22 protein-coding genes, 1 other RNA gene, 3 pseudogenes and 1 riboswitch are annotated in these 26531 nt (G+C 45.7%); of the genes and pseudogenes, 9 read left to right on the plus strand and 17 right to left on the minus strand.

What is annotated here, in order from left to right; translation table 11 throughout:
- Positions 1 to 67: 67 nt before the first annotated feature.
- Positions 68 to 2755, minus strand: coding sequence for a TonB-dependent receptor (locus KO518_RS14940; protein WP_216026590.1), 2688 nt, complete (start codon positions 2753 to 2755; stop codon positions 68 to 70).
- 295 nt (positions 2756 to 3050) lie between these two features.
- Here KO518_RS14940 and KO518_RS14945 point away from each other — a divergent pair, with 295 nt between their 5' ends.
- Positions 3051 to 5012 carry a choline BCCT transporter BetT gene (locus tag KO518_RS14945; RefSeq protein ID WP_216026591.1) on the plus strand — a complete coding sequence of 654 codons (1962 nt, stop codon included), beginning with the start codon at positions 3051 to 3053 and terminating at the stop codon, positions 5010 to 5012.
- A 24-nt stretch (positions 5013 to 5036) separates the two neighbouring features.
- On the plus strand, positions 5037 to 5510 hold the full coding sequence (locus KO518_RS14950) for a MarR family winged helix-turn-helix transcriptional regulator (RefSeq protein WP_216026592.1): 474 nt from the start codon (positions 5037 to 5039) through the stop codon (positions 5508 to 5510).
- Here the strand turns inward: KO518_RS14950 and KO518_RS14955 are convergent.
- Both KO518_RS14955 and KO518_RS14960 read right to left on the minus strand, forming a co-directional pair.
- The gene (locus KO518_RS14955) at positions 5507 to 5857 is read right to left on the minus strand and encodes an RnfH family protein (protein WP_216026593.1); all 351 of its coding nucleotides are present in this window, start codon (positions 5855 to 5857) and stop codon (positions 5507 to 5509) included. The genes KO518_RS14950 and KO518_RS14955 overlap by 4 nt on opposite strands.
- A complete protein-coding gene (locus tag KO518_RS14960; RefSeq protein ID WP_216026594.1) occupies positions 5857 to 6285 on the minus strand; it encodes a type II toxin-antitoxin system RatA family toxin in 429 nt (142 codons plus the stop codon). The genes KO518_RS14955 and KO518_RS14960 overlap by 1 nt, the downstream gene beginning before the upstream one ends.
- Positions 6286 to 6464: 179 nt before the next feature.
- On the opposite strand from KO518_RS14960, the gene smpB reads away from it, so the two are divergent.
- Positions 6465 to 6944: an SsrA-binding protein SmpB gene (smpB, locus tag KO518_RS14965; RefSeq protein WP_216026595.1), complete on the plus strand. Its 480-nt coding sequence runs from the start codon at positions 6465 to 6467 to the stop codon at positions 6942 to 6944.
- Here the strand turns inward: smpB and KO518_RS14970 are convergent.
- Positions 6889 to 8217: an NADH:flavin oxidoreductase/NADH oxidase family protein gene (locus KO518_RS14970; protein ID WP_216026596.1), complete on the minus strand. Its 1329-nt coding sequence runs from the start codon at positions 8215 to 8217 to the stop codon at positions 6889 to 6891. The two genes, smpB and KO518_RS14970, sit on opposite strands and share 56 nt — an antisense overlap.
- Positions 8218 to 8462: 245 nt before the next feature.
- On the opposite strand from KO518_RS14970, the gene ssrA reads away from it, so the two are divergent.
- From ssrA to KO518_RS14990, 5 genes and pseudogenes are all read left to right on the plus strand, one after another.
- Positions 8463 to 8821: a transfer-messenger RNA gene (gene ssrA, locus KO518_RS14975) on the plus strand.
- 202 nt (positions 8822 to 9023) lie between these two features.
- Positions 9024 to 9173, plus strand: a pseudogene (locus tag KO518_RS20270) (DUF6538 domain-containing protein); the annotation flags it as partial.
- Positions 9174 to 9344: 171 nt separating this feature from the next.
- On the plus strand, positions 9345 to 10313 hold the full coding sequence (locus KO518_RS14980; RefSeq protein ID WP_216026597.1) for a tyrosine-type recombinase/integrase: 969 nt from the start codon (positions 9345 to 9347) through the stop codon (positions 10311 to 10313).
- Positions 10314 to 10326: 13 nt separating this feature from the next.
- Entirely contained in the window at positions 10327 to 10926 is a 600-nt protein-coding gene (locus KO518_RS14985; protein ID WP_216026598.1) for a hypothetical protein, read from the plus strand.
- Positions 10927 to 11506: 580 nt separating this feature from the next.
- Entirely contained in the window at positions 11507 to 13027 is a 1521-nt protein-coding gene (locus KO518_RS14990; RefSeq protein WP_216026599.1) for an ISNCY family transposase, read from the plus strand.
- A 114-nt stretch (positions 13028 to 13141) separates the two neighbouring features.
- Here the strand turns inward: KO518_RS14990 and KO518_RS14995 are convergent, their stop codons facing one another.
- The 3 genes and pseudogenes from KO518_RS14995 to KO518_RS15005 all read right to left on the minus strand — a co-directional run.
- On the minus strand, positions 13142 to 14263 hold the full coding sequence (locus KO518_RS14995) for a Fic family protein (protein ID WP_216026600.1): 1122 nt from the start codon (positions 14261 to 14263) through the stop codon (positions 13142 to 13144).
- Between the two features lie 152 nt (positions 14264 to 14415).
- Positions 14416 to 14520, minus strand: a pseudogene (locus KO518_RS15000) (conjugal transfer protein); the annotation flags it as partial.
- 29 nt (positions 14521 to 14549) lie between these two features.
- Positions 14550 to 14849: pseudogene (locus KO518_RS15005) on the minus strand (TraI domain-containing protein); the annotation flags it as partial.
- A gap of 128 nt (positions 14850 to 14977) precedes the next feature.
- On the opposite strand from KO518_RS15005, the gene KO518_RS15010 reads away from it, so the two are divergent.
- Entirely contained in the window at positions 14978 to 15199 is a 222-nt protein-coding gene (locus tag KO518_RS15010; RefSeq protein ID WP_252736138.1) for a topoisomerase DNA-binding C4 zinc finger domain-containing protein, read from the plus strand.
- A gap of 93 nt (positions 15200 to 15292) precedes the next feature.
- On the opposite strand, the gene KO518_RS15015 is transcribed toward KO518_RS15010, so the two are convergent.
- From KO518_RS15015 to flhB, 10 genes are all read right to left on the minus strand, one after another.
- Complete coding sequence (locus KO518_RS15015) at positions 15293 to 15721, minus strand: flagellar FliJ family protein (protein WP_216026601.1); 429 nt, start codon at positions 15719 to 15721, stop codon at positions 15293 to 15295.
- Positions 15708 to 17042 carry a FliI/YscN family ATPase gene (locus KO518_RS15020; RefSeq protein WP_216026602.1) on the minus strand — a complete coding sequence of 445 codons (1335 nt, stop codon included), beginning with the start codon at positions 17040 to 17042 and terminating at the stop codon, positions 15708 to 15710. Before KO518_RS15020 ends, KO518_RS15015 begins: the two co-directional genes overlap by 14 nt.
- Positions 17032 to 17664: a FliH/SctL family protein gene (locus KO518_RS15025; protein ID WP_216026603.1), complete on the minus strand. Its 633-nt coding sequence runs from the start codon at positions 17662 to 17664 to the stop codon at positions 17032 to 17034. Before KO518_RS15025 ends, KO518_RS15020 begins: the two co-directional genes overlap by 11 nt.
- A gap of 3 nt (positions 17665 to 17667) precedes the next feature.
- Positions 17668 to 18687: a FliG C-terminal domain-containing protein gene (locus KO518_RS15030; RefSeq protein WP_216026604.1), complete on the minus strand. Its 1020-nt coding sequence runs from the start codon at positions 18685 to 18687 to the stop codon at positions 17668 to 17670.
- Positions 18668 to 20419, minus strand: a complete 1752-nt coding sequence (gene fliF, locus KO518_RS15035; protein WP_216026605.1) for a flagellar basal-body MS-ring/collar protein FliF — start codon at positions 20417 to 20419, stop codon at positions 18668 to 18670. Before fliF ends, KO518_RS15030 begins: the two co-directional genes overlap by 20 nt.
- Before the next feature lie 11 nt (positions 20420 to 20430).
- Positions 20431 to 20742: a flagellar hook-basal body complex protein FliE gene (locus KO518_RS15040; RefSeq protein WP_216026606.1), complete on the minus strand. Its 312-nt coding sequence runs from the start codon at positions 20740 to 20742 to the stop codon at positions 20431 to 20433.
- 11 nt (positions 20743 to 20753) lie between these two features.
- Positions 20754 to 22067, minus strand: a complete 1314-nt coding sequence (locus KO518_RS15045) for a sigma-54 dependent transcriptional regulator (protein WP_216026607.1) — start codon at positions 22065 to 22067, stop codon at positions 20754 to 20756.
- Between the two features lie 2 nt (positions 22068 to 22069).
- Entirely contained in the window at positions 22070 to 22957 is an 888-nt protein-coding gene (locus KO518_RS15050; RefSeq protein WP_216026608.1) for an OmpA family protein, read from the minus strand.
- Between the two features lie 108 nt (positions 22958 to 23065).
- Positions 23066 to 23154: riboswitch (cyclic di-GMP riboswitch) on the minus strand.
- A gap of 154 nt (positions 23155 to 23308) precedes the next feature.
- The gene (locus KO518_RS15055; RefSeq protein WP_216026609.1) at positions 23309 to 25381 is read right to left on the minus strand and encodes a flagellar biosynthesis protein FlhA; all 2073 of its coding nucleotides are present in this window, start codon (positions 25379 to 25381) and stop codon (positions 23309 to 23311) included.
- 17 nt (positions 25382 to 25398) lie between these two features.
- Complete coding sequence (gene flhB / locus KO518_RS15060; RefSeq protein ID WP_216026610.1) at positions 25399 to 26529, minus strand: flagellar biosynthesis protein FlhB; 1131 nt, start codon at positions 26527 to 26529, stop codon at positions 25399 to 25401.
- Positions 26530 to 26531 lie beyond the last annotated feature (2 nt).

Genomic DNA, 26531 nt, shown 5'->3' on the forward strand with positions numbered 1-26531 from the left:
AAAAAAAACGGCAAACCCTCTGGTTTGCCGTTGCAATGGTAACGTATTTACGTCGTAAACAAAGAAATCAATAGTAATCGTAAGACAAACGCACACCAATAGTGCGGGGACGGTTAGTCACCACTTTAGGTGTAAATTGCTGAGTATCAATATTTAAGATAGCATTTTCGTCAAACACATTGTCTATATACAATTCTGCTTTCCATTCGTCGTTAGTCACACCTACAGCGAGATTTGCCAGCATGTATGCTTCCTGCACGTAGCGACCGCCACGGAATGTTTCGCCATTGCGATCATCGTAGGTGACACCATCGTATACAGCTGTTTCATCCTGAATTTCCAGACCTGAGCCTGTGCCGTAAATCAACTGTGTAGCGTCTTCCATCACATATGCATCCATTACCATACCCGCCAGGCGATCACCGGTATAACTGACAGAGGCATTGACGTAACCTTGCTTGCCACCACTTACTTCAAAGAAGTAGCGCGCATTGATGTTCCCGGAAAAATTCGCAGAATAGGGTAATTCAGATCCAACGCCAGCTGAAATGCCAACCAGTTCACTGTTCACGCGAGTCAGTTCGGTGTCGAGCCAGCTAATAGCGCTGCTAATGACCAGATCATCAGTTGCAAGCCACGTAATATCAGCATCCAGACCGCGGATTTCCGCGTCTCCCACGTTGTCAGTGAACACTAAAAACGAAATGTTCGTTGGGTCGAAACGCGAGGTTTGTAAATCTGTAATTTCTGAGTAATAGGCCGTAGCGTTTACGCGCACGATGCCATCGAAAAAATCGCCCTTCAAACCAATTTCATAGTTGTCTAAAGTATCGGTAGTGGAATATACGGGTATACGGAAGTTCTCAAACTTTCCTGACTGATTTGACGCCAAACCGCCACCTACGCGATTAGTCACCGGCGGACGGAAGCCTTCGGAATAGTTAGCAAACAACAGAACATCTTCTGAGACTTTCCAGTCGATGGCGAATTTCCAGATGGTGTCATCAACAGTAAGCACGCCATTTGAATCTAATAAATCCACTTCTAACTGTCCGCTTTCAATGGCCTGAGCAACCAGGGCAGGATCTTCACCGACCGCGCTTAATTCGTCTGCATCCATGGTACCAAATGCACGTACCCGGCGAGATACGTCAACTGTGCTCGTAGAGCCTTTATACTCGTCATCAATTTGATACCATCGTGCGCCAATACTGGCTGTCACTGTATCCGTAATATCATATTCAAACTGGCCAAATACCGCTATTTGCTCAATAGTATGGGTAATATCGTTGACAAAACTGATGTCAGACGGGAAAGGACCACCGTTGCTATTTATACCTTCACTACCAACCAATGTAGTTTCCAGCGCATTAAATTTCGTGGTACTGGCAATATTGAACTGACCGATTGTCGCCACTTCCTGATCATCGTAAAACAGCCCTGCGGTAATACGCCATGGTGCATCCATTGTGGTGTTGAAACGCAGTTCGTGGGTGGCGCGGGTTGATGTAGTATCTTCCCGGTAAAATTTAGTAGGATCGAGACAACGTTCATCTGCTGCATCACCAGCCGCTGAATAATTACAAACGTAGTAGGCAGAAAACAAACCACCATTCGTATAACCCGTGTAGTCTGCCAGCGTATCAATTTCACGGTCGAGATAACCACCGGTGTAAACCACATCAAGCTTCGACAAACGACCTTCCAGTGTCCAGGTGGTTAAACCAAATTCATCCTTGTTTTCTTCAGGTTGGAAGCGATTCGTACTGCTTTCGCCTTCAAGGTTAGGATCATAGGCAAACACCCCCTCTGTCTCGAGGGTTTGCTGGGTGTGCTGAACAAGTAAATCCCAGTCTTCGCTGATGCGATAGGACAACCCGATTCGCGCACCGGCATAAACAGCATCATTAAAGTCTTCTTCTACCAGGTTGTCGTTTTTCGGTGAGACAACAGCGGCTTCATCATTCGTGGCAATGTCTGGGTTAGTGATTCTATTTGCATCCATTGCTGCCGGATCTTGTAATACACCACCAGATATACGACTAATAACCTGTGCGCTGCCAATGTACCCACCTTCACCGGGCACGTTTAACACATTGTCAATCCAACCGCCCTGCTTATCGTTATATGCCGCAACGCGAACCGCAAAATCGTCGGTAACGGGCATATTAAAATAAGCTTCAACCGCGTTGCTCATTTCACCACCTTTGGTGAAACTCACGTTCGTATCCACCCCTGCGGAGAATGCAGAGTGATCGGGCTTTGCCGTTATCATTCTCACCGTACCGGCCTGTGAACTCGCCCCAAACAAGGTGCCTTGCGGCCCTGGGAGGACTTCTACCCGTTGAATGTCGGTGGCGTAAATATCGAGGTTGCGTCCCGCCATAGACACGGGTTGTTCATCTAAATAAAACGCCACGGAAGGCTGCAGCGCCTGAACTGATGACAACATGATGTTGGATTGAGTAGTCGCGGCCCCGCGTATGTAAATTTCGTTTTGGCCAGGCCCGGTACCCTGAAATACCACGTTAGGCAGAAACTCTACATAATCCTGAAAGCTATCTATCCCCAGATTTTCTAATGCTTTTCCATCAAGTGCACTTACGGCTACCGGTACGTCCTGAATAGATTCAGTTCGCTTAGTAGCGGTAACTTCGATGGTTTCAATCTTCGCTCTGCTTTCAGCCTCTTGTGCTAATAATGGCGTTGATGCCAATGCGGCAACAATCGCACAGCTTAGACGAGTCTTTTGCATGTGTGTTCCTCAATGTTGAGTTAGTGTTTTAATTCTAAGGTTAACTATTTTAACTGGAGGCATTCGGTAAGATTTATTTCCGAATAGCAAAAAGTTATACTTTACTTCAAACTATTATGTTCTATTTAGACAGTTGTTTTACGGCACGTAAAATCTTGTACCGAAAAAAACAGCATTATTATACGTAGAACTCAAATAATTATAGCACAATGAAAAGCAATCATTGAAGAGCTCGTAAAGTGGTCTCATTACATCGGGCTCTTATGTAGTTTTTTGCACATTGAAGGAAGACAGCGTGGCAACACCCAAAGCATCCCAAGGCAAATTGAACCTATTTGTCTTTATCCCCTCATCTGTGGCTATTCTCATTCTGATGATCTGCACGGCCATTGCACCGGACGCAGCCAATGCCTTTTTCAAATCACTACAAGCAGTAGTCACCGATAACGGCGGTTGGTTTTATATTCTTACCGTTGCCATCATCGTTCTTTTTGTTGTCATTTTAGGTTTCTCCCGATACGGTGATATACGACTGGGACCCGACCACGCCACACCGGAATTTAGTAAACTCACTTGGTTGTCTATGCTTTTTGCCGCAGGCATGGGCATTGGGCTCATGTTTTTTGGCGTGGCAGAACCAGTCATGCACTTTTTGGCTCCCCCCACAGCCGACCCAGCTAGCGTGGCAGCAGTAAGGGAAGCCATGAAAACCACTTTCTTTCATTGGGGCGTCCATCCTTGGGCTATTTATGCTGCTGTAGCACTTGTATTGGGTTACTTTGCCTACCGCCATCACCTTCCTTTAACCTTGCGCTCTGCCCTATACCCCATTATTGGCGAGCGAATTTACGGCTGGCCAGGACACGTGGTAGATATATTTGCTGTCACATCCACCATTTTTGGTGTGTCGACTTCACTGGGATTCGGTGCCGCGCAAATTAACGCGGGGCTTTCTTATGCCTTTGGCATTCCGGCCAATACCACAGTGCAAATACTACTTATGTTGGCAATAGTGGCCATTGCGATCGTGTCAGTGACTACTGGTCTCGACAAAGGGATCCGCCGTCTTTCAGAAGCCAACATGATTTTGGCCGTCGCCCTTGTGCTGTTCATTCTCATACTTGGCCCCACTGTGTTTCTGCTCCAGGCCTACATCCAAAATATAGGCGCCTACGCATCAGATATCGTCAGGAACACCCTCAATTTATTTGCTTATGAAAAAACCGATTGGATTGGCGGCTGGACCATTTTTTACTGGGGATGGTGGTTAGCCTGGGCCCCCTTTGTAGGTTTGTTCATTGCCCGAATTTCGTTTGGCCGTACTATTCGCGAATTCGTCATGGGAGTATTACTTATACCCACCGCATTTACGTTACTGTGGATGACGGTCTTTGGTAACGCAGCAATCGACTTAGTACTTGTTCAGGGCAAAGACGCACTGGCTAATATGGTGAACGAAGATACCTCCGTGGCGTTATTTGTATTTCTCGAATACTTTCCTTATAGCAGTGTATTAACCCTGCTGGCCGTGGTGATGGTGATCATATTTTTTGTCACATCATGTGATTCCGGCGCTATGGTTGTCGACATGCTGTGCTCTAACGGCCGCAATGATACCCCGGTTTGGCAGCGTATTTATTGGGCTGCCAGCGTTGGCGTGGTAGCATCCGTGTTGCTATTTGCCGGCGGATTGGGAGCACTGCAAACCATGACCATTGTTGCGGCACTACCGTTTTCGATCATTCTGTTAATAGCCATGTACGGGCTGTGGAAAGCTTTGCGAGTGGAATCCTTTAAACGAGAAAGCCTGCAATTTAACGCCCTGCAGGCTTCAGCCGGCGACGACGATAAAAACTGGCGTTCAAGGCTAGAAAACATTGTTTCATTTCCCAATAAAAAAGCCGTTACCCGCTTCTTAGAAAAAACTGTACTTCCTGCATTTAACGACGTAAAAGACGAATTTGAACACTTACTATTTCAAGTAACGATTGAACGCAATGATAACTTCATTAAGCTGACGGTTGGCATAATCGATCAACCCGATTTTATTTACTCTGTTCATCTTACCTCTACCCATCAGCCTGATTTAAACGGTAAACTGGACACGAGCCCAGATGAAACGTACTATCGCGCCGAGGTCCATCTCAGTGAGGGCGGACAGGGCTATGACATTATGGGATGGTCAAAACTTGCTGTGATCAATGACGTTATCGATCATTATCACAAGCATCAGCATTTTTTACACCAGTTGGTGTAGATCAGGTTTACGACGGACAACGCTATGAGAAAAGAAGAAGAATTATTAGTTGCCTTAAGAAAAGTCATTCGCGCGGTAGATTTGCGCAGCAAGCAATTGAGCAGAGATGTGGGGCTTACCGGCCCCCAATTGCTTGTTATGCAAAATATCCAGGAGCGTCCTGGTATTATGGTGCGTGAAATTGCCGACAGCATAAACCTAAGCCCGGCCACAATTACCAATATCCTTGACCGCATTGAAGCCCGAGAACTGGTTACGCGGATAAGAAGTACCACGGACAAGCGAAAAGTGGGCGTTTATCTCACTGAAAAGGGTGAAGCTTCGTTGGAAAATGCCCCTCGCCCACTACAGGAGCACTTCATTGACCGATTTAACAACATGAAAGACTGGGAGCAAAGCCAAATGGTGGCGACCATGCAACGTATCGCCTCAATGATGGATGCAGAAGATATTGATGCATCACCGTTTCTGGAAGTCGGTGAGCTCAGAGAGCGCTAAGGCGCGCCCTTGGCCTTGAGTGGGTTTGGGCGCCCACCCGTAACTTTGTCGGCTCTACCCTCTTCAATGGCCTTTTCGGCTCGCCGTTTACGAATTTCTTTCGGATCAGCAATTAAAGGTCGGTAAATTTCAATGCGATCGCCTTCGCTCAACTTATCTTTTAGTTTTACTACCCGGCTCCACACCCCCACTTTGTTTTTCGCAAGGTCAATGTCTGGATGTAACGTGAGAATACCGGATTGCACAATAGCCTCCTCAACCGTGGCGCACTCAGAAACCGATACCGACAGCAGCGATTGCTTACCCGGTAAGGCATAAGCCACTTCCACAGACATATCTTTTTCCATCAGTATACTTTCCTCGCTCGTTCGGTGAAGGCATTCACCATACTGGCTGCCAGACTACTGAAAATTTTACCAAAAGCGAATTCTGTCAACTTATTGCTGAATTCAAAATCAAGTCGCAATTCAATTTTACACGCTGAGTCAGAGAGAGCGGAAAATGTCCACCCTCCGGTGAGGTGCTTGAATGGACCATCCACCAATTCCATTTCTATACTTTTGGCTTGTGTAAGCGTATTTTGCGTGGTAAACCACTGCTTAACACCTGCCTTTGCTACCAGCAAAGAGGCCTTCATTTTGTCATCGTTTTGTTCGAGGACTTTGCTGTCACTGCAACCAGGTAAAAATTCGGGATAAGACGACACGTCGTTAACCAGGTCATACATGGCCTGAGCACTGTATGCCACTAACGCGCTGCGTTGGATACTGGGCATGATATTCACTTTCGCTTTTCACTTATTTTCCTCTAAGTTTACCATGAGACTTTATTCCCACCTACCCTTTAAATTTCAGCAATTTCCCCCATTATGCTTAGTTAAAGACGAATTTGCTTGGGTGTTTATCAGTAGTAAAATCAAAAGACATTCAAGGCACAATCAGTATAATGGCGGGCATGAAAAAGAAGAAATCAAATCAAAACGCTACCGGCACTATCGCGCTGAATAAAAAAGCGCGGCACGACTACCACCTGCAGGAAAAATTCGAAGCAGGTGTATCGCTACAAGGCTGGGAGCTAAAAAGTATCCGTGAAGGAAAAGTTAACATCACAGACGCGTACGTCATTTTACAAAATGGTGAAGCTTATGTGGTTGGCAGCAGAATAACGCCGTTGAATCAGGCCTCAACCCATGTGGTGTGTGAACCCGAGCGAGCCAGAAAGTTACTGCTAAACAAAAGAGAAATTGACAAACTCATCGGGGCCCGCGAACGACAAGGTTTCTCAATTGTCGCGACGGCTATGTATTGGAAAAAGTGCTGGGTAAAACTGGAAATTTACCTCGCCAAGGGGAAACAGGCCCACGACAAGCGCGACACAGTTAAAGATCGCGACTGGGAGCGTCAGAAACAGCGTGTGATGAAGCACAGCGTGTAGTTACGTGCTTCATTCCCATCAGGTTATCATCAGCGTGACTGTGCATGAAACGGTGGTAGAGGCGGGTCATTTTGCGCCGGTGCAAGGTATCCAGAACCAAACTCCAAATACTTGTGGGGTGTCTCATGGTCGTCAGGTCGTTGCCTAACCGACGCAATTGTCTTCGCACCTTTGCCATGATAACCAGTGCGGCCAAGGTTTTATCTGACCAGTTGCAGCTTGGTCGTACCCCTTTATAATCGGGCTTTTGTTGCCACTTCAGAGGAAGATAAGGCGTAAATGCTAATGCGCTGGCCATTCCCACCAGAGCACATCCGTCTTGCACAACCTTCTCAGCTGTTGTCTTTAAGCTAATACCGCCCGTGGTCATAACGGGAATTCGGCTGGTTTCGCTAATGGCTTTGGCAAAGCTGAGGAAATACGCATCGTCACTCAATTCGGCTTTGTGCTCTCCCCGCCCCTGCATTGCCGGCGATTCATAGTTACCACCGGATAACTCTATCGCATCAATATTGAGACGTTCAAGGGCTGTCACTACTTCAGCGGCATCCTGCGGGGTAAAACCGCCACGCTGAAAGTCACCGCTATTGAGCTTTATCATCACCACAAAGTCGTTGCCACAAGTTGCCCGGACCTGACAAGCCACATTCAATAACAAACGGGCGCGATTAATTAACGAACCGCCCCATTCATCCTGACGTTGGTTAGATAAAGGCGATAAGAACTGACTGAGTAAATAACCGTGGGCAGCGTGAATTTGCACGCCGTCAAAACCGGCCATTTTAGCTCGCTTTGCAGCGTGGGCGAAACGGTGAGTCACCTGATGAATTTGGTCACACGACATGGCTACCGGCTCTGCAAACCGTTTGCTATAACGACCTAAGTTAAGAGGTACTGCGGACGGCGCCCACGCTCTATCTGCTATTTCCCGTGGCATCTGCCTGCCCGGATGATTCAACTGCATGATGGCTTTTGCACCACCTGATTTAATGACACCAGCCCATTTTTCAAAGGCCTGAAGATTGCCGTTGGCCGGAATTACAACGCTACCAGGGCCTGTCATGGCGTGGTAATCAACCATCACATTGCCGGTGATTATCATGCCCACTCCGCCATGAGCCCAATAACGATAAAGAGACAACAAGCTGTGGTCAGGCTGCAAGTTTGCATCTGCCATGTTCTCCTCCATCGCCGCTTTTACCAAGCGATTTTTCACAGTTGTGCCGCAGGGAAAGGTAAAAGGCGAATAAATTCCGGTATCTGTGTGCTGCATATATCCGAGTCAGTTAAGTAAGCGCGTATACTTTAATGAAATTTTTCAGAATCGCCACCGTTTCTTCTGATTAATTATTATTCACAAACGATAACAAGGTGGTAATTTTTTGTCCGTTCAAATACTTAAAGTGCCTTTCACTGTTGAATTAATTTGTTCCTATGCCTTGAATGCGATAGAATCGACCGCATATTCACTGATACTGTTACAACACAGTGAATGTCCTGGAAACAGGGCGATCGCCCGGGGCTGATTAGGATTCGACAGGATCTAGGAAGCTGGAGGTGCATGCAGAGGTGCGGTTTGCCTCTTTAAAAAGCCGCATTTAAATAGTCGCAAACGACGAAAACTACGCACTAGCCGCTTAATAACCGGTATAGGCCCTTCCACCTAAGCTCTGTCTGCTAGCCAGGATTTTGGAAGGTCATTAAAGCAAACTAGCGAGGGAAACTCTCCTGAGGTTGAACCGCGAAATAGTATCAGGACAGCTACCAGGAACCCTGTTTGTCGGGGTCTAAAGTAGTTAAATAAAAGACAAACTAAGCATGTAGTACCAAAAGTAGACATTTTCTGGACGCGGGTTCAAATCCCGCCAGCTCCACCAACAACCGAAGAACCCCGCTAGGCTGCGTAAAATAAGCCTTCGGGGTTTTTTATTGCCCACACCTTCGGGGACCTTTTTCGGGGAACCCATCAGCATTGACCCAACATGAAATATCGCTAAAATCAGCGTCTCAGAGCAAAACTAAATGAGGTAACCCAAAGGGCATGGCAAGCCCGTCGGAAGGCCGTTCCTTGCGCTACGCGGCCACACTTATTACGCACGTTTAACCGTCCCCGAAGACGTCCGGGAGTTCTTCGGTAAGACAGAGCTTTGGCAGACGCTGAAAACAAGAAACCTAAAGGACGCTGAGTACAGGGCGAGTCGAATCGTCACCGAATGGAAAGCTCAGATCGAAACGTACAGAGGGAACGTCGGTGTAGCCCATCGAGCGCTGGAGTGGCGCAAAATACTCGAAGATGAGCGCCGAAAAGACGCAGTTCTTATTGAGAAATTCAAACGTCAGAATGGAAGAAAACCGTCATACGCTCATGAGGTCAATGAACTTGGGCTAGGCACGCAACAGATGGTCTGCACAGACGAACTCAAGCGGATCTATCACGAAGAGGGCCCGGACGCGATGAGTCACTTTGCAGATATAGTCGAAGGAAACCTTCTGCCGACTCCAACCCACGCCGAGGAGTATTTATCAAGCCTTTCGGTTGAAGCTCGAACGAAGCAGCAAAGGGAGCATCATCTCGACTTATTAACCAAACGGTTCCCTGCCCTCCCCGTTAAGCGCTCCGATGTGACAAAGTGGATCATGGAAATGGAACAACAGAACCTCGCCGAGAACACGATCAAGGCCCGAGTTGGAACCTGTCGAGGTTACTTTGAGTTCCTGCAACGGCTCGACTATTTGAACCCCGACGAGGCGAACCCGTTCGAAGGCCACAGGTTCACCAGCAAGCGAAAAGCTTCGAAACAAGACCTTCGACAAGCCTTCGAGGTTTCCGACGTGCCACGGCTCATTGAAGCGGCCAAAAATAAACCTCGTAAAGACCCAAACCTTGTCGCCGCCATTACCATCGCAGCATACACAGGGATGAGACGAGAGGAGATTGCACGTCTCAAGGTCGAACACGTTAAAGAACGAGACGGTATTCGGTTCTTCGACATAATAGACGCCAAAACGAAAGCCGGACTTCGCGAGGTTCCCGTACACAGCGAACTGACAGCGCTGGTGGATGAGCTAGTCGAGAAGAGTACCGACGGTTATCTTTTGCCTGGTGAGTCCGTCACTAAGAACGGGGAGCGAGGAGACGCTATTGGGAAGAGATTCAAGACTCTGCGTGATGGACTCGGCTTTGACGGTCGTTACGTGTTCCACTCGATTCGCAAAACGGTGTCTACGTTGTTTGAACGAGCGGGTGTAAGTCACAACGAGGCCGCAGAGATTGTCGGCCACGAAAAAACCGGGATGACTTATTCGCTCTATTCTGCTGGAATGGCAATGACACAAAAGCTAAAAATCATAGAAAATCTTCAATATTGAAAAGGGACATTTGATGCTAAAGGCAATCAGAGAGGCAGCACTTTACGACATTATTAAATACGGCGTGTTAGCGATCATTGGACTCATCAGTGCGTACTTCGCTACTACTGGGCAGTTCTTTTCGTGGTATTTAGAAGTAGCAACTGTGCCGCGTTGGTTTCTCTTTTTGTTGGTTTTTTCACTCTTTGCGACTATTTCAGCGCTCGTTTTACTCATCTATAGATGGCGGAAACAGAATGAGAACTTCCAATGGTTCAGTTTTGAAAGTTACAACAAGGCGAAGTTTAATGGAATTGTTTGGGACTGGGCCTACGAACAGGACGGGAGTATTTACGATTTCGAGGCAACATGCCCAAAGTGCCATGGTGAAGTTACCGTAACTGCCATACCCAAAGGTGACGAGTGGCTACACGGCGTTGATTGTGAAACCGAAGGCTGTTCATACACTTATGAGCTCGATCAGGAAAAGTACCCAACTATTGGGTTCGTTGCGGTCCATCTTATAAAAGAGATTAAACGTGTATGCAGAAAAAAGTTTGGCGAGGCTCCTGTCGCTGGAAGCTACATCAATGTTAATTCGAAACATTTCAAAGCAGACGGTAGGTTCAGGTAATGCAATGCGCTGCATTTCACTGGACACCAAGGTACACCTAAACGTCCAGTCAGAATGTCTACCTTTTTTGCGGACATTAACGTTGACGTTTGGGCGATTTTCGGAATAATCCGCAGACTCTAGATCTTAATGTCCACATGAGGAAAATATGACAGACATCGCGTACATCCGAGTGAGTACTAAGGAAGTATTCATAAACTCGACCTACTAAGTCTTCCTCGCTCGGCTTTTTATCATGAACAGGGCATTCATTAGCCACGGTATTGATGTTATTAATGGTGTCGATGAGTGCGGCGAGCTTGCTTACGTCCAACGACAAGCGAGAAAAGTAATTATCCGGTAATGTGAACAGCTGAGAAGAATTTAGCTCAAATCTAATCTGACGCTGGCACCAGAAAAACTGGGTAACTGTCAGATCAGGTCTGAGCTAGTACACCTTAAGCTGTTAACACCAAGCGACTTTGTCGTACTTTAATTACCACGCGATTCTGTCGTAGTCGCTAATTACCAAGGGAAATTGACGGTTATCTTTAACCGTGTTCTTTAAATGCTTTGTTTGTGCATTTGAGGAACGCTAAGGATGATTGTGTTGAATTCCAAAGCTCAATTGACAGTTGATGTCATCGCGAAAGTGGCTGAGCGTAAAATTACGATAGCCAATGCCGCTAAGCTCCTCAATAAATCCAGACGTACTGTTGAACGTTATTTACAGCGTTACCGAAGCCAAGGGTTACAGTTCGTTGTTCACGGAAATACAGGCAGCGAGCCAGTTAATAAAACGCCTGACCGGCTTAAGCAGCAAGTTCAGTTGCTAATCCGCGAGAAATACTATGATCTGAACCTGTTGCACCTCGCCGAGATGCTTGAGACTCATGAACACATTGTTGTTAAGCGCGAGACACTGCGTAAATGGGCACATGATATCCATCATGTAAAACGGGCGAAGCGTAGGCGCAGCCGTGTTCACAAACGCAGAGAGCGAATGGAAGCGCCAGGGTTAATGCTGCAAATGGACGGCAGCACACATCGCTGGTTCGGCGATAGGAAGTCGTGTTTAATCGCGATGATTGATGATGCCAACAGCGATATTCATGCTGAGTTCTTTCCGTCAGAAACGACTGAAGGCTGTATGAAAGTAATGCGCTCAGTCGTTGAGAAATACGGTGTATTTAAAACCCTGTATGTTGATCGTGCCGGAATATTCGGTGGCCCAAAACGCTGCAATTTCTCCCAGATGCAACGGGCCTGTGAGGAGTTGGGGATTGAAATCATCTTCGCCAGTTCTCCTCAGGGTAAAGGCAGGATTGAACGCGCCTTCGATACCTTGCAAGACAGGTTGATACCGGAGTTACGACTCAACAAGATTACTGACATGGCGGGCGCAAACAGCTACCTCCAACACGTCTTCATTCCCCAGTTCTGGCGTAAAAATCTGGTTGTAAAATCAAGAATATCAGACAACGAATATACGCCTGTACCACGCTACACCAACCTTGATGATATCTGTATCACTAAGGTTTACCGGAAGATCCGTAACGACCATACGTTTAGCTATAGGGGAAAACTCTACTTCATCGACTCACCGCTTAAGCACTCAATCGCAAACCAGAAAATTGAAATTCGTACTGGTAAATATAAGCGGTTTGAAGCTTACTTCGCCGGACGAAAGCTACAGGTAACAGAAGTCTCTGAGCCTGAAAAATTGTCCTCGGAAGACAATGAGATCCAGAAGAAGTTAGAAGTATTAGCACTGGCTGACAGGCTTGGAAATGTGGCAGAAGCTTCCCGACTTAGTGGCGTTTCCCGAGACACGATTTACCGTCATCGTAAATTGATAAAACAAGGTGGAATCGAATCGTTAAAACGTCAGGAAACGCCGGATCTGCATCACAAAAACCGTACTGACAGAGCCATTGAAGAAGTCGTCATCGAATTCTCCCTGGCTAACCCACACCTGGGACAATCCAAGGTTTCGCGGCTTCTCAAATCTGAAAGAAACGTCGACATACACGCTAGCGGCGTTCGAAACATTTGGCTAAGGGAAAACATGAATACCACTGCGTTACGGCTGGCAAAGCTTGCCGAAGCGCGGCAACATTGATAGTGTGATTACGTCAAAATCGCTTGGTACTTATACCGTCAGTATCCCTTGGTAATCACACTAGTACACCTTAAGCTAGTTGAAAACTGTCGCTAGTTCTATTGGCGTATTCTCTTAATGTGCGTGTTTTTCACTCAAGTGCGCGAGCTTATAACGAGTGCTCCTGCCCCCGGCTTCACTTTTTACCAAGCAACCAATCTCGACCAAAGCCGCTAAATGACGAGATGCGGTTGGCTTACTCACTTTCGCCACTTTATGGTATTGCGACGTATTAATGCCTTGGTCAAAATCTCCATCAAGCATTCGATTGAGCACTTTTACTTGTTCCGAAGACAGTCGCGTTTGATCGACATTTCGCCAGAAGTTTGTTTTAAAAACCGTTTGGTCGATTTCTTCGAGCACATTAGTGAATGTTTCACCTAAGGTGTTTAAAAACCACATAAGCCAAGCGGTAATATCAAGTTCACCTTTCTGGGATTGCTCTAATATTTCGTAGTAGCTTTTACGGTTGGCTAAAATCGCCACTGACATTGCATAAAAACGGACAGATTGACGCTCAGCCTGGGCCAGCGCCAAATCAGTGAGTAAGCGGGTGATCCTGCCATTGCCGTCATCCACAGGATGGAGAGTCACAAACCATAGGTGTGTTATCGCAGCTCTAAGCAATGGATCTAAAGCTGGGTCCTCACGAGAATCATTAAACCAGCGGATAAACACGCCTAGTTCGTACTCAAGCACATTTCGGCCTGGCGCTTCAAAATGTACCATGGGTTTATCAATCCTACCCGACACAACCTGCATAGGCTCTTCGCCGCGCAATTGCCCCCCTATCACAGGATTAAACATGGTGTAACCTTCAGGAAACAGTCGTTTATGCCATTGTAATATTCTCTCAAGTGAGAGCGGCGAGTCTAAATTCTCCACCGCATCTAACATTATTTCTGCTAAGCCATCAGTGCGTTCAGTGGTTGGAAATGTTTTTTCTTCAGAAAGACCGAGCTTATTAGCCAAGGACGAGCGAACAGAAAAAGCATTGAGCTTCTCACCTTCAATGGCACTGGAATGAATAATGTTCGCCAATAGCGTATCTAACATACTTTGCTTTTGGTCTTTGGGTTGGCTCGACATCTTGCCCAACAACATTCCTTGGTGAAAGCGAATGTCTCGTAACTTGGGTTCAATGACTTTTTCATCCCAGATAAAGTTCGGCCAGTCAGCTTGTTGCCAGATCCACATCTTGTCGCCTTTTGATTTAAATAACAGCCTATTCAAATCATATCATGATTCGAATGAAGTGCACATTCACATCTATTAATGATGTGAATAATACAGATATTCATATCATAATTAGATGTTATCATCCTGTCTTAGTAGCCATTACCTAGGCCTCATATCTTCTTCTGCAAGTGGCTTAACGCCAACCCCGCCATTAATACCAAGCCGATGATCAGCGATGGTAGCACCACCGGTGGAATAGCCAGCGAATGAAATAGCGTTCAATGCTGTTTTTAGTGGTCCACTAGGATAAGGTTTCTAAAAAAGGGGTCCTCTGATAGCGTCCATCTTCGTCTGTAATGGACAAGTCTGAAACGGGCTTACCAATATCATGGAACAAACCGCCAAGAGCGGCTGCAACACGCCACCTTGGCTCTAGCTCTTTTTTCTCAACCGGTGTGCCACTGGCAACAAAGATGATCCCTTCCGCTGCTTGTGCCGCCCAGAAAGCAACTTCCAAAGAATGACGTAATAAACCACCAGCACCACTGTGATGATGATGCTCAGAAACTGGCAACAAATGAACATAAGCAGCCAGATGATCAATGCGCTACCCGAACCAGTGGCACCACGATGTTACCGCGATGAAATCCCCCTTTGTCCGTCTCTATAGACATCAGGGCTCGTTGCTCACTCTCCCGAATACGCCTGGCAACTTCCGCCTATACTGGCAGCATGCTTTCAACAATCGAGTTCGACAAACCCATAGAGTTTATTGATAGTCCAAAACTATTGGCATTGGTAAATGATGTGCAGGTTTCACCTCAGGTAACTATTGAAAAAACCAAGGCATGCCCAAAATGTTCTGGTGAGTTAGTGGAAAGAACGGCCAAACGCGGCCCTAAAGCTGGTAATACGTTTTTGGGTTGTTTTCCGAAATGCCGTTATACCGAATAAGTAGGATAGAAATGAAAGACCTGGATGTTCATAAAAAGGTGGCCGTACTCGTACTCATTAATGCGGATAACGCTAATATGAATTCAATTGAACTCAACTTTTAAGCGCACCTCTTCTCGCATAGAGCTGACTTACAAATTCATCCTGTTTTTTCTGTTCAATGCATTGTTGGCGATAATTTTCGCGGGCAACTTGCTTATCAAGCAGTGTTCTAATACCTATATTGTATCGTGCTTGGCTAAGGCATGCCTGCTGTTGCTGTTTCCTCTCCTGTTCTACCTGTGCAATTTTCTGGTTTTGCTCATAACACAAATGACTTACTTGCTGACGTACAGCACTCAAATTTTGTAATGCCAACGTTGAGGTCATTTGTTTACTTGCAGGTAATGAATCGATGTGAGACAGCAGTTGATTAAAACGGTCTTTTTCTTTGTCTTGTCGCTTGAGCAGCTGCTCCTGACGTTTTTGCATACTATCGAGTTTATTTTTTTGAGTATCAAGATAACGACTAAGCATCTTCATTTAATAACTCCAGTAACTGGTGTTGGCTTTGACTAAAATCTGCTTGTTCATTCAAGCTCTGACATAAAAACGCTTCTATGGCCGGATATAACTTAACAGCTCTATCAAGCTCAGGATCCTGACCCGACTGATATGCACCTAAAGGGATCAGTTCCTGCACTTGGCAGTAGCGACTGTACAAACGCTTTAACTGATAACAGGCCTTAATGTGCTCTTCATCAACAATGTTGGGCATTACCCGGCTGATTGATGCACCAATATCTATCGCTGGGTAATGTCCTCGCTCTGCCAGCTCACGGCTTAGTACAATATGCCCATCGAGAATCGCACGGGTACTGTCAACTATTGGATCCTGCTGGTCATCACCTTCCGCGAGAACGGTATAGATTGCAGTCATGGTGCCACTGCTAGCCGCGCTGTTACCGGAACCTTCGACCAATTGAGTCAACTTGCTGAAAACCGACGGAGGATACCCTTTAGTTGCCGGTGGCTCTCCTACTGACAATGCAATTTCACGTTGAGCCTGCGCATAACGAGTCAGTGAATCCATTAACAACAAGACATTTTTGCCATTATCTCTAAAGTGCGCCGCTAACTGATGGCAAAGCTCAGCTGCTCTCAGGCGCAGTAAAGGCGATTGATCTGCTGGTGCGGCTACGACTACCGCTTTTTTAAGCCCTTCCTCTCCAAGGCTGTGCTCAATAAAATCTCGCACTTCCCAGCCACGCTCACCAATTAAACCAACGATAACAACATCGGCCGAGGTAAACCGCGTCATCATGCCCAGCAATTTACTTTTACCTACCCCGGAACCGGCAAACAATCCCATTCGCTGTCCTTTCCCAACAGTGAATAAACTGTTCAGCGTTCGTATTCCTACATCAAGAGGCTCTTCTACGCCTTTGCGTTGCATGGGGCTGAGAATATTTTGAGCAACCAAGTTAGACTGCTTGTCTCTACTCATTGGCAAACCGTCAATTGGCCGTAATAAACCATCGACAACTCTGCCTAATAAACCATTACCTATGATCAACTGATCGGGTTGCGAACAACTTCTCACTCGACCACCAGCATACAATTCGGTCGCCGGCATCAAAGGCATTAAATAAGCCTGTTGGTTATCGAAGCCCACCACTTCTGCATCTATCCATCGACCATTTCTGGCTTCTACCTGGCAACGCTGACCAATGTGATAACGCCCACCCGTAACGGTCAGTGTCATGCCACTGACTCGGGATAAACGCCCGTAACTTTTAAAATACGCGGGCGGATGAATGGCTTTGGCGGCCGCCTTTAGACGCTGGCTAATTTCAGTCTGCATGTTCGCCTGTCAAAATAGGTTTTATTTGAGTCAACACATCTTCTAGTCGCTGACTAAAAGACCATAAGTGCAGCTTCGATTGACCTGAAAACTGCACCTGACCGGCAGGTAAAGATTCATCAATAGAAATTTCCACCCCACCTATCTGACTGATATTTTGAGTCTGCAACCATTGACCATCGGCCTCTGATACCTGAATACACTCAATTTGGTCTCGGCCATGCAAATTTTCCAATACCTGTTCAACCGCACGCAGATAATGTTGTGGATTTAAGCTTAATTCCGCATCTAATACCGCTTTACTGATCGCGTTAACTAACTCAGCAATTTCGCTACTCAGACGTTTTTCTTCCAACTGTAAACGTTGTTGAAATCTGATTATTAACGCATCTAAATGCTGCTGAGTTTGTTGCTGAACTTGTTGTGAGTGCTGCTGGGCGCGTCCTTCAAACTCTTCGCGCAGCTGCTTTTCTACTTCTTCTTTAGCGTGCTGTTTCCCCTCTGCCAATCCCTGCTCATACCCTTGCGCAACCCCTTTTTCATAGCTATTACTCAAACGCTGTGCCAGCGTGCTGTGGGGATCATCACGGCTTAATTCGGGGAAGCGAAAAAGTTCAGACATACATCACTCCAGTACTTCTTCCTGATAGAGTCGATACTCAACGGTGTTTTGATCCATCATTTCTTTAATCATACTCATAATATCAGCACGAGCGGCTTCAACTTTGCTAACAGGCTGTGGCCCTAAATTATCAATTTGCTGTTGGTACACCTGTGAAAGTCGTTTAGGTAACGCCCCCATAATGCTATCGATCAAGCTCTGATCTGTCCCTTTAAGCGCCACAATCCAAAGTTCATCCGGTATTTCGTTAACAAGGAAAGCCAACACCTCATCAGTTTGATTTTTGAGTGTGACAAAATCAAACATACGTGCTTCAACCGCTGCAGCAGTTTCTTGGCTGTGCTGTTTAAGCATGCCGATGATTTCACCTTTATTACCGTTATAGCGATTCACTATTTCTGCCACCTTTTCAACACCATTCAATTTGGCGCCGACCTGTTCACTTACATATTCGATACAGGCTTCAAGGGTGTAACGTAAATCGTCGATGACATGCTCACTCACTTCTCTTAAATTTGCGATGCGGTACAACAAATCTTCGTGTTTTTCTTTGGGCAGCAGCGCAATAATGCTCGAGGCCTGATCGGCTGGCAGTAATGCAAGCAATAGCGCTTGCATTTGAGCATGTTCCTGTTCCAGAAAACGCGCGATAAGCTCAGGCGGTATCCATTCCAGGCGTCGCAACTCATCCGCCATACTGCCACCGTAGATTTCATCCAACATATTACGTGCCAGTTTGCGACCTACAGCCTTGTCCAAGGCTTTTTCCAAATAACGTCGAGACGCCCCACTTACGCCACTTTCTTGTCGATAGCAGTCAAAAAAATTTACTAGGGTATGACTCATGTCTTCTTGACTAATATTAGATATCTTGGCCATTCTTTGGGATAAGGCTCGAACTTCATTGATGTTCAGTTGGCGAATAACATTAGCTGCATTGTCTTCCCCCATACTCAACAACAAGATTGCAGCGCGATCCAAATCTGAAAGTTGTGTTCCTGTTTCAAGGTTTACTTGATTCAAATTGCACCCCCTGTTGAACCCACTGTTTAATAACCGTCGTCACTCGTCCCGACTCTCGTTCTGCCAAATATTGCATATGTGCAATTTGTTCCTCAAACTGGCTTCCAGCACTGGGCAATGCCATGTCAGATGATTTATTGTGTCCCTCTTCAGGGGTGTCACTTCCCGATAACAAAGTGCCTTTATTTTCTTCTGCAGAGACGTGCTCCGTTTTCAACAGCTCTCTGACCATACCTTGTGACGCACTGTTCTCAACATTACTGCTCTCCTCTGCAGGTGAGTGCGGGCGCTTTCCATTGATCAAGTGCGTAACTAACGGGCGAACGCCAAAAAATATCAGCAATAATGCAATTACCGTACTAAACAGATAGCGAGCATATTCCTGTACAATAGGCATCTGCCACCACGCTAATTCCATTCCGTCCTGTGTTATGGTGGCGTCGGGAACAACAAACTGAAAACTCGCAATATTAAACTGATCTCCTCGCTCTGCCTGGAAGCCCGTCGCGGTTCGTACCATTTCTCCCAATACAGCCAGACGTTGCTCACTCCATCCATCAGGTGTTGAGGCTACTGCATCATTGACCAAAACCGATACACTCATTGACTTGAGACGCCCTACTTCATAGCGCGTGTGAGTGACTGAGTGACCACTCTCGTATTGCCGTTGTACTTCACTGCGTTCGCTCGTGCGTTCGTTGGCATTTTCGTCATCCTGACCATCCGGCCCCACGGGGGGCTGATTGGCCAGAGAGCCAGGAATCCCAACCGCCAACTGATCCAGCGAACTGTCCGTTTTAGTTCGCTCAGACATGACAATTGTATTAGGATCAAGACTTTCTCGAGTTTCTTCCACGACACTAAAATCCACGTCAGAAGAAACCTGTATCCGATAGTTACCTTCCCCTAAAATCGGTAACAGCATAATAGAAGCCCGCTGCTCAATATTCCGTTCCAGACGCTCAATAAATGCGAGCTTTTTATTGGTATCTTTACCCACCGGTGTTTCATCATACAGCTCACCACTTAGCAATTTACCTCGTTGGTCTACAACAGATACGTTGCGTGGGTCTAACCCCGGAACACTACCAACAACCAGGCTCACTATTGCCTCTACCTGCTGTGTTTTGAATTCTGTCCCAGGTGTCAGTTCTACCATTACCGAAGCAGAGGTTTTTTGTTCTTCCCGTCCAATAAATAAGCTGCGCTTTGGGATAGCCAGGTGTACCCGAGTATTTCTAACGCCATCCATATCAATAATGGTACGTGCCAACTCGCCTTCTAAAGCATGCTGATATTGCTTGCTTTCCATAAACTGGCTCGTTCCCATATTGACCTTATCGCCGATATTGTTCAGACCTTCAGGCATAGCCGCTTTAATACCACGAGCTGCCAATGTAATTCTGGCATCCGCCAGTTTATCTTGCGGCACCATGATATTTCCGGTATCGGTGTCAATTCTGAACGAGAATTGCTCTTTGTCGAGAATTTCTAATATATTAGCTTTGTCATAACTTTCCTGATTGCCATATAGGGGCACATAATTCTTAGCCGACGTCCATAGAATCAAAACGATAATAGCGGCCACCAATGTTGCCAATAAAGCAATGGAAGCCAGAGTTCGATCGCCTTTTTGAGGCCAACCAATACGACTAGATAAATTCTCCACTTTGGCGCGAAAATTATCGTTAGTTGCGATATTGTTTTCTTTTACTGCAATTTCGCCGTTCATCTAAATTATCCTTAAAGCGACATTCGCATTACGTCATCAATGCCGTTGAGTATCTTGTTACGTACTTCCATCAGCATGGAAAAACTTAAACTCGCTTTTTGGCTGGCAACCATCGCCCCAACCACATCATCAGACTCGCCGGTGTCTACTGCTCGCATCATTTCAGAGGCTAGATTTTGCTGCGCATTGATAGAACGCACGACTTGAGTAAAATCTTCACTTATTCCAATGTCATTTGCTGGAGCAATACGTTCATTGGCTGCAATTTGTTTCAGTTCGTTCATTTGACCAATGAGTAGGCGTTGACTTTCTATAGGTGACATTTCATTTCCCCTTACGCAATTGAATCTACATCCATGCCTACTTCACGCATGGCAACTAACTTATATCGCAGTGCCCGAGTGGTCATGCCCAAAGCCTCTGCTGTACGGCTTCGGTGACCGCGAAAGCGATGCAATAACTCGTAAATATAATCAAACTCGGCCTGACGCTTGTTTTGCTTCAATTGTGCTGCACAGAATTTTGCTGCAGGCACACTACATTTAGGCAGATTTAAGTCGTCTACCTGTAATTCAACCCCTCTGGCCATAACTAAAGCCCGTTGAATCACATTTTCCAATTCCCTTACATTACCAGGCCAGTTATAGCTCAACATCACACTGCAAGCGTCTTCACTCAGGTAATGCTTACTATCTCCATATTTATCAATGAAGTGATTTGCCAACGGCAAAATGTCTTCTCGTCTCTCACTCAAGGCCGGCCAGTTGAGTTGTAGTACGTCCAGTCGATAGTACAAATCCTCACGAAACCGCCCTTGTTCAACCAGTTCTCGAAGGTTTCGGTTACAGGCCGCTATTACCCGAACATCCAACGCAATGCCCTGATGGCTGCCAAGGCGTTCAACTTCCCTTTCCTGCAATACCCTTAAAAGTTTACTCTGCAAATCAAGAGGTAATTCAGATATTTCATCTAACAATAAGGTTCCGCCATTCGCCAGCTCAAACTTACCGACCTGGTTTGCTACAGCACCGGTAAAAGCACCTTTGTTATAACCAAACAGCATGGCTTCGAGCATGTTTTCTGGAATGGCGGCACAGTTAACGGCAACAAAAGCCTGTTCAGAGCGAACCGAAGCTTGGTGAATAAATTGCGCCAGTTTTTCCTTTCCCGTTCCAGAAGGCCCCTGAATTAAAATAGTCGCATCGGAAGTCTGAGCTGCGCGATTGGCCAAACGTAAAATCTGTTTACTGACATGAGATTCCACGACCATATCATCCAACCTGTCCACCATGACCTTTGCGTTGCGGATACAACGCTGTAGCTGACTGGAAATATAAGGTTTGAGCAAATAATCGATTGCGCCGTTTGTCAACGCTCTGGAAGCCAATTCACTTTGACTGGAATCAACCAAACACAGAATGGGTACACTTTCGTTGCGCTTGTGGAGCAACTTAACCATTTCAAGCATTGGCATATCTTTTTGCTCAGAATCGACAAAAATCAACTCAACCTGATGACTCGCTAACAAATCCAACCCATGATAAAAATCGCTGGCATGCAATAGAGCTAAAGATTCATCTTTAACACACTGACATATATCAGAGTTAGGTGACTGTTGATCAATCCAAAGGAGATATCTTCCCGACATACTTATTCTCCTTGTTGCTCACTTTGTTTTATTAGTCTAATTGTCACGCGACGATTTAATCTTTTCGCGTCACTCGTATTGCTTACTATCGGATAACGGCTTCCATGTGCCCGTATCTCGATCATTTCTGGCTTCAAACCAAACTCAACCATCCGACTTGCCACTTCATCAGCTCGGGCTTGTGAAAGCGCTCTATTGGCAGCAGAATTCCCCACGTCATCAGTATGTCCATCAATCAACACTTTACTGATCTGCTCATCCAATTCGATATACCGAACCATATTTCGTAAATAATCCAGTACCTTAGGAGATTCAACAACTTGCTGAGCCGGGGCAAAATGCACTTCATATTGCCTTGCCTGTTCCCATGTGAGAGGTGACATCATCACCTTGCACTGTTCATATTCCTCAAGCGCTTGTTTGGCCTGAATGTTCGCCAAAGTTAACTGGACAGACGTCCCTCCAATATCCAATTCAAAATCCAACCAATATCCATGTTGCAGCATACTCAGTAATTTTCCTGCCTCTTGGCTAAAAATGGCATTAAAATTATTGATCTGGCCACGCTCAGTAAATTGGCCTGCGAATGATTGGCTATCGGGCTGCCAGTCCGCTTTGCGCAAGCGAACCTTTGCTGAATTAAAGGTTTCTTCAGTATTCAACAATTGCAGTTGTAACAATACAGGGAATCCGGGTTGTCGCACGAAACTGACCCTGGCCATCCCATTTAGCTGTTGTGATAAACGACACTCAAAAGCGTCACCTTCCAAATTCCAGCGGCCATGTTCGTATGGCTGCGTCACATTGAGTTCCGCGGCCTGTGCTCCCATGTACCCCCAGAGAAAGCTGAACACTAACCATCCGTGTGTTTTCCTCAATAGAGTGGACATTCTACATTCCTTCAATACAGCAAATTACTCCGAATAAAATATCCGGATAAACGTTAAACAGCGGAATATAAACCGATACACCAAATGAGGTGTCAATTGCCGCTAAGTTAATATAACCCCGCTATCGTAGCTGCCAAAGCAACCTTAGACCGGAAGTTTTGCGTCCTGACTTTTCAATCAGTTTGCCATTTAATTGTCTTAGCTATGCTCTGAATAATAAGCAGAGGCGAAGCTATAACTACGTTAGTGTATAAGGGTATTAATTTCAATCACATACACCTTAAAAATGGGCAATTTTGCTCTACTAATACATACAATGATATTTATTCTTATACCTTTATAGCGATTGCACTATCCTAGTGAGCCCACTACATTCACTCTAACTGATTCGGGAATTTCATTGTACGAAAGCACGGTTAAAGCATTTTGCGTAAATGCACGTGCATACCTTGCAATTAAGGGGCGTAACTGTGGAATCACAACTAACACAGGAGAAACGCCTGTACGCTGCATTTCATCACGAATCATAGGCATTAAACGCTGAAACTGGGAAAGTAGATTCGGTGCAACGGGGAAACTGTCTAGTGCAATTTTTCCGCCCTGCATAGCCTGATTCAAACTACTTTGTAACGTTTGCTCCAATTTTTCGTCCAAGCTATAGGCTGTTAACTCATCCCGTTCACCCATCACTTGTCTCACTAAAGAGCGTTGCAATGCACAGCGCACATCGGCAGTTAACAAAATAGGGTCTTTGGTAACATCTACACTGTCAACCAAAGCATTGGCTATGGTATCTACATCGGCAATAGAAACCTGCTCTTTTAACAAATTTCGGAACACTTTAAGTTGCAATTGAGGACTCACCGTTTTTTCCAATACCTCTGCCAAGGTTGGCGATATTTCCTTCAAACGATTGTTAACGTTCTGAATATCTTCAAATAGAAACAACTCACCTAGATTTTCCTTAATCACCTTACCTACATGCGTAGCCACCACTGTGGCTAAATCCACAACGGAATAACCTAAATTTAGTGCTTTGGATTTTCTCTCGCTTCCTATCCATATTGCTTTCAATCCATAGGCAGGGTCATTGGTTAGCTCACCGTCTAAATTGCCATAAACCTCCCCAGTATCCAGCGCCAACAGTTGTTGCGGATTTAAGCGACCACTTGCAACTGGTACACCACCTAGCAAAATCCGATATTCTTGTGGATTCAATTTTAAATTATCTCTGACTCGCACCTCAGGCAATAAAAACCCTAATTGCTCACACAAGGTTTTGCGTACGCCACGTAAAGTTATAATTAACTCTTCGCCTTTTTCTTTGTCAGCCAAATAGACAAGCCTAAAACCCAGCTCTATCGCGATACGATCTACATGAGGGAGATCACTCCAACTAAATTGCTGCTGATTTTCTGCTATGGTGTCAGTAAGTTGGCTGACATCGCGAAGATCATCCACTGGTGCGTGCTGGTGCAGACGCCATGCCACATAAAATAGCGGTAAACCAAAACTGACAAAGGCAACAGTTGGCATGCCCGGCACAATACCCAGTGCAACCATCACAGCACCCGCCGTAGCAATGCCTTTAGGTGAAGCTAATAACTGGCCCCCCACGGTTTCCGACATATCGCCTTCAGCGTTCATGCGAGTTACAATAATAGCCGCAGAAACAGCCAATAATAATGAGGGTATTTGTGCAACCAGACCGTCACCAATGGTTAGCAATGCGAAGCGTTGAAATGCTTCCGACATCGTCAAATCATGTTGAAATACACCGATGCTAACGCCGCCGAGCAAGTTGATCACCAGAATAATTAATCCTGCAATGGCATCGCCGCGCACAAATTTTGAAGCTCCATCCATTGAGCCATAAAAATCAGCTTCATTAGAAATAGTAGCCCGCCTTTCTTTGGCTTGCTCGGGACCAATCAATCCCGCATTCAAATCGGCGTCAATTGCCATCTGTTTACCTGGCATCGCATCAAGCGTAAAGCGGGCCGCAACCTCAGAGATCCGCTCTCCCCCTTTGGTAATAACCAAAAAGTTAATCACCATCAGAATAACGAACACCACAATACCGACTACGTAATTCCCACCTATAACTACTTCACCGAACGCCTGGATTACTCGTCCAGCAACATCGGAGCCCTCATGTCCATGCAGCAACACCACACGAGTAGATGCAATATTCAGGGTGAGGCGCATTAATGTGGCGACCAGCAAAATAGTGGGAAACACTGAAAAATCCAGTGGTTTACGAGTTGAAACTGAAACCAGCAGAACAATAATGGACAACACAATATTAAAGGTGAATAAAGTGTCCAATATCCATGCAGGCAAAGGCAGGATCACCATGGCTAAAATAGCCAGTAGCAAAATTGGAATTGCGGTATAGGGTTGAATCAGACTACGCCAGTGCACTTAGTTACTCCAAACGACTAGTTTTTAATCAAATTAGAAGGGATTTTTAAATTTGGTAGTGGTGCTGGTGGTTGACCATTGCCGGCTTTAAACCCTTTCAATTGCATAACATAAGTCAGTACATATGCAACTGCGGTATAAAGACCGGCCGGAATCTCCTGATCGACTCGGGTTGAATGGTAAATGGCCCGAGCCAAAGGTGGTATTTCCACCACTTCTTTACTATATTTTTTAGCTACATCCCGAATTCGCAACGCCATTTCATCAACACCTTTAGCCACTAAATACGGCGCCTTGGCTTTGTCTTCGGAATAACGAATAGCAACGGCAAAATGAGTAGGATTAGTGATAACAACATCAGCTTGGGGCACTCGTTCTTCGATCCTGCGATTAGCTGTTTGATACTGAATCTGGCGAATACGACTCTTAATTTCAGGGCTGCCATCAGAAGATTTACGTTCTTCTTTAACCTCTTGCTTGGTCATTTTGATTTTGCTCATTAACTTATGCTGCTGAAAAGGAACATCTATCGCCGCAACTAACAACAACAGTGTGACTGTAATAAGCAGGGATAAAAATAGCAGCGATAAGCCTTCCTGCAGCGCCGCGGGTAACGCTTGATTTTGCAGGTTAACTAACTTGTCAGACAACTGAGTAAGAAAGGCGTATAAACAGGTTGCTAATAATGTCACTTTCACGATGGATTTAAGTAACTCAACCCAACTTTGCATACCAAACATTCGACCTAAGCCACTGATAAAATTTAAACGGCTAATTTTAAAACCTATCAACTCTCGGGAAAATATAAAGCCGCCAGGCATTGAGCCAGCCACCCACATGGCCATGAATGAAATAAACATCATTGACCCCAGACTACTAAGCATGGAAAGCACTGCATTGCCCAGTGACACAGGCATCAGATTGGCGTTGGTCAAAGTGTGTTTATCCAGTTGCATAGTCGTTGCCATCAGTTCGATAAAAAACTTCACAAATAAGTCAGAAAACCACAGGATAAGCGCCAGATTAAGCATCAATAACACAACAGTATTCAGCTCTCTTGAACGAGCTACCTGCCCTTCTTTGCGCGCTTTTTTTAAGCGTTTTTCGGTGGGCTGTTCGGTTTTTTCCTGGGCATTATCTTGTGACATTA

The sequence above is a fragment of the Aestuariibacter sp. A3R04 genome, assembly GCF_018860805.1.
Lineage (GTDB): Bacteria > Pseudomonadota > Gammaproteobacteria > Enterobacterales > Alteromonadaceae > Alteromonas.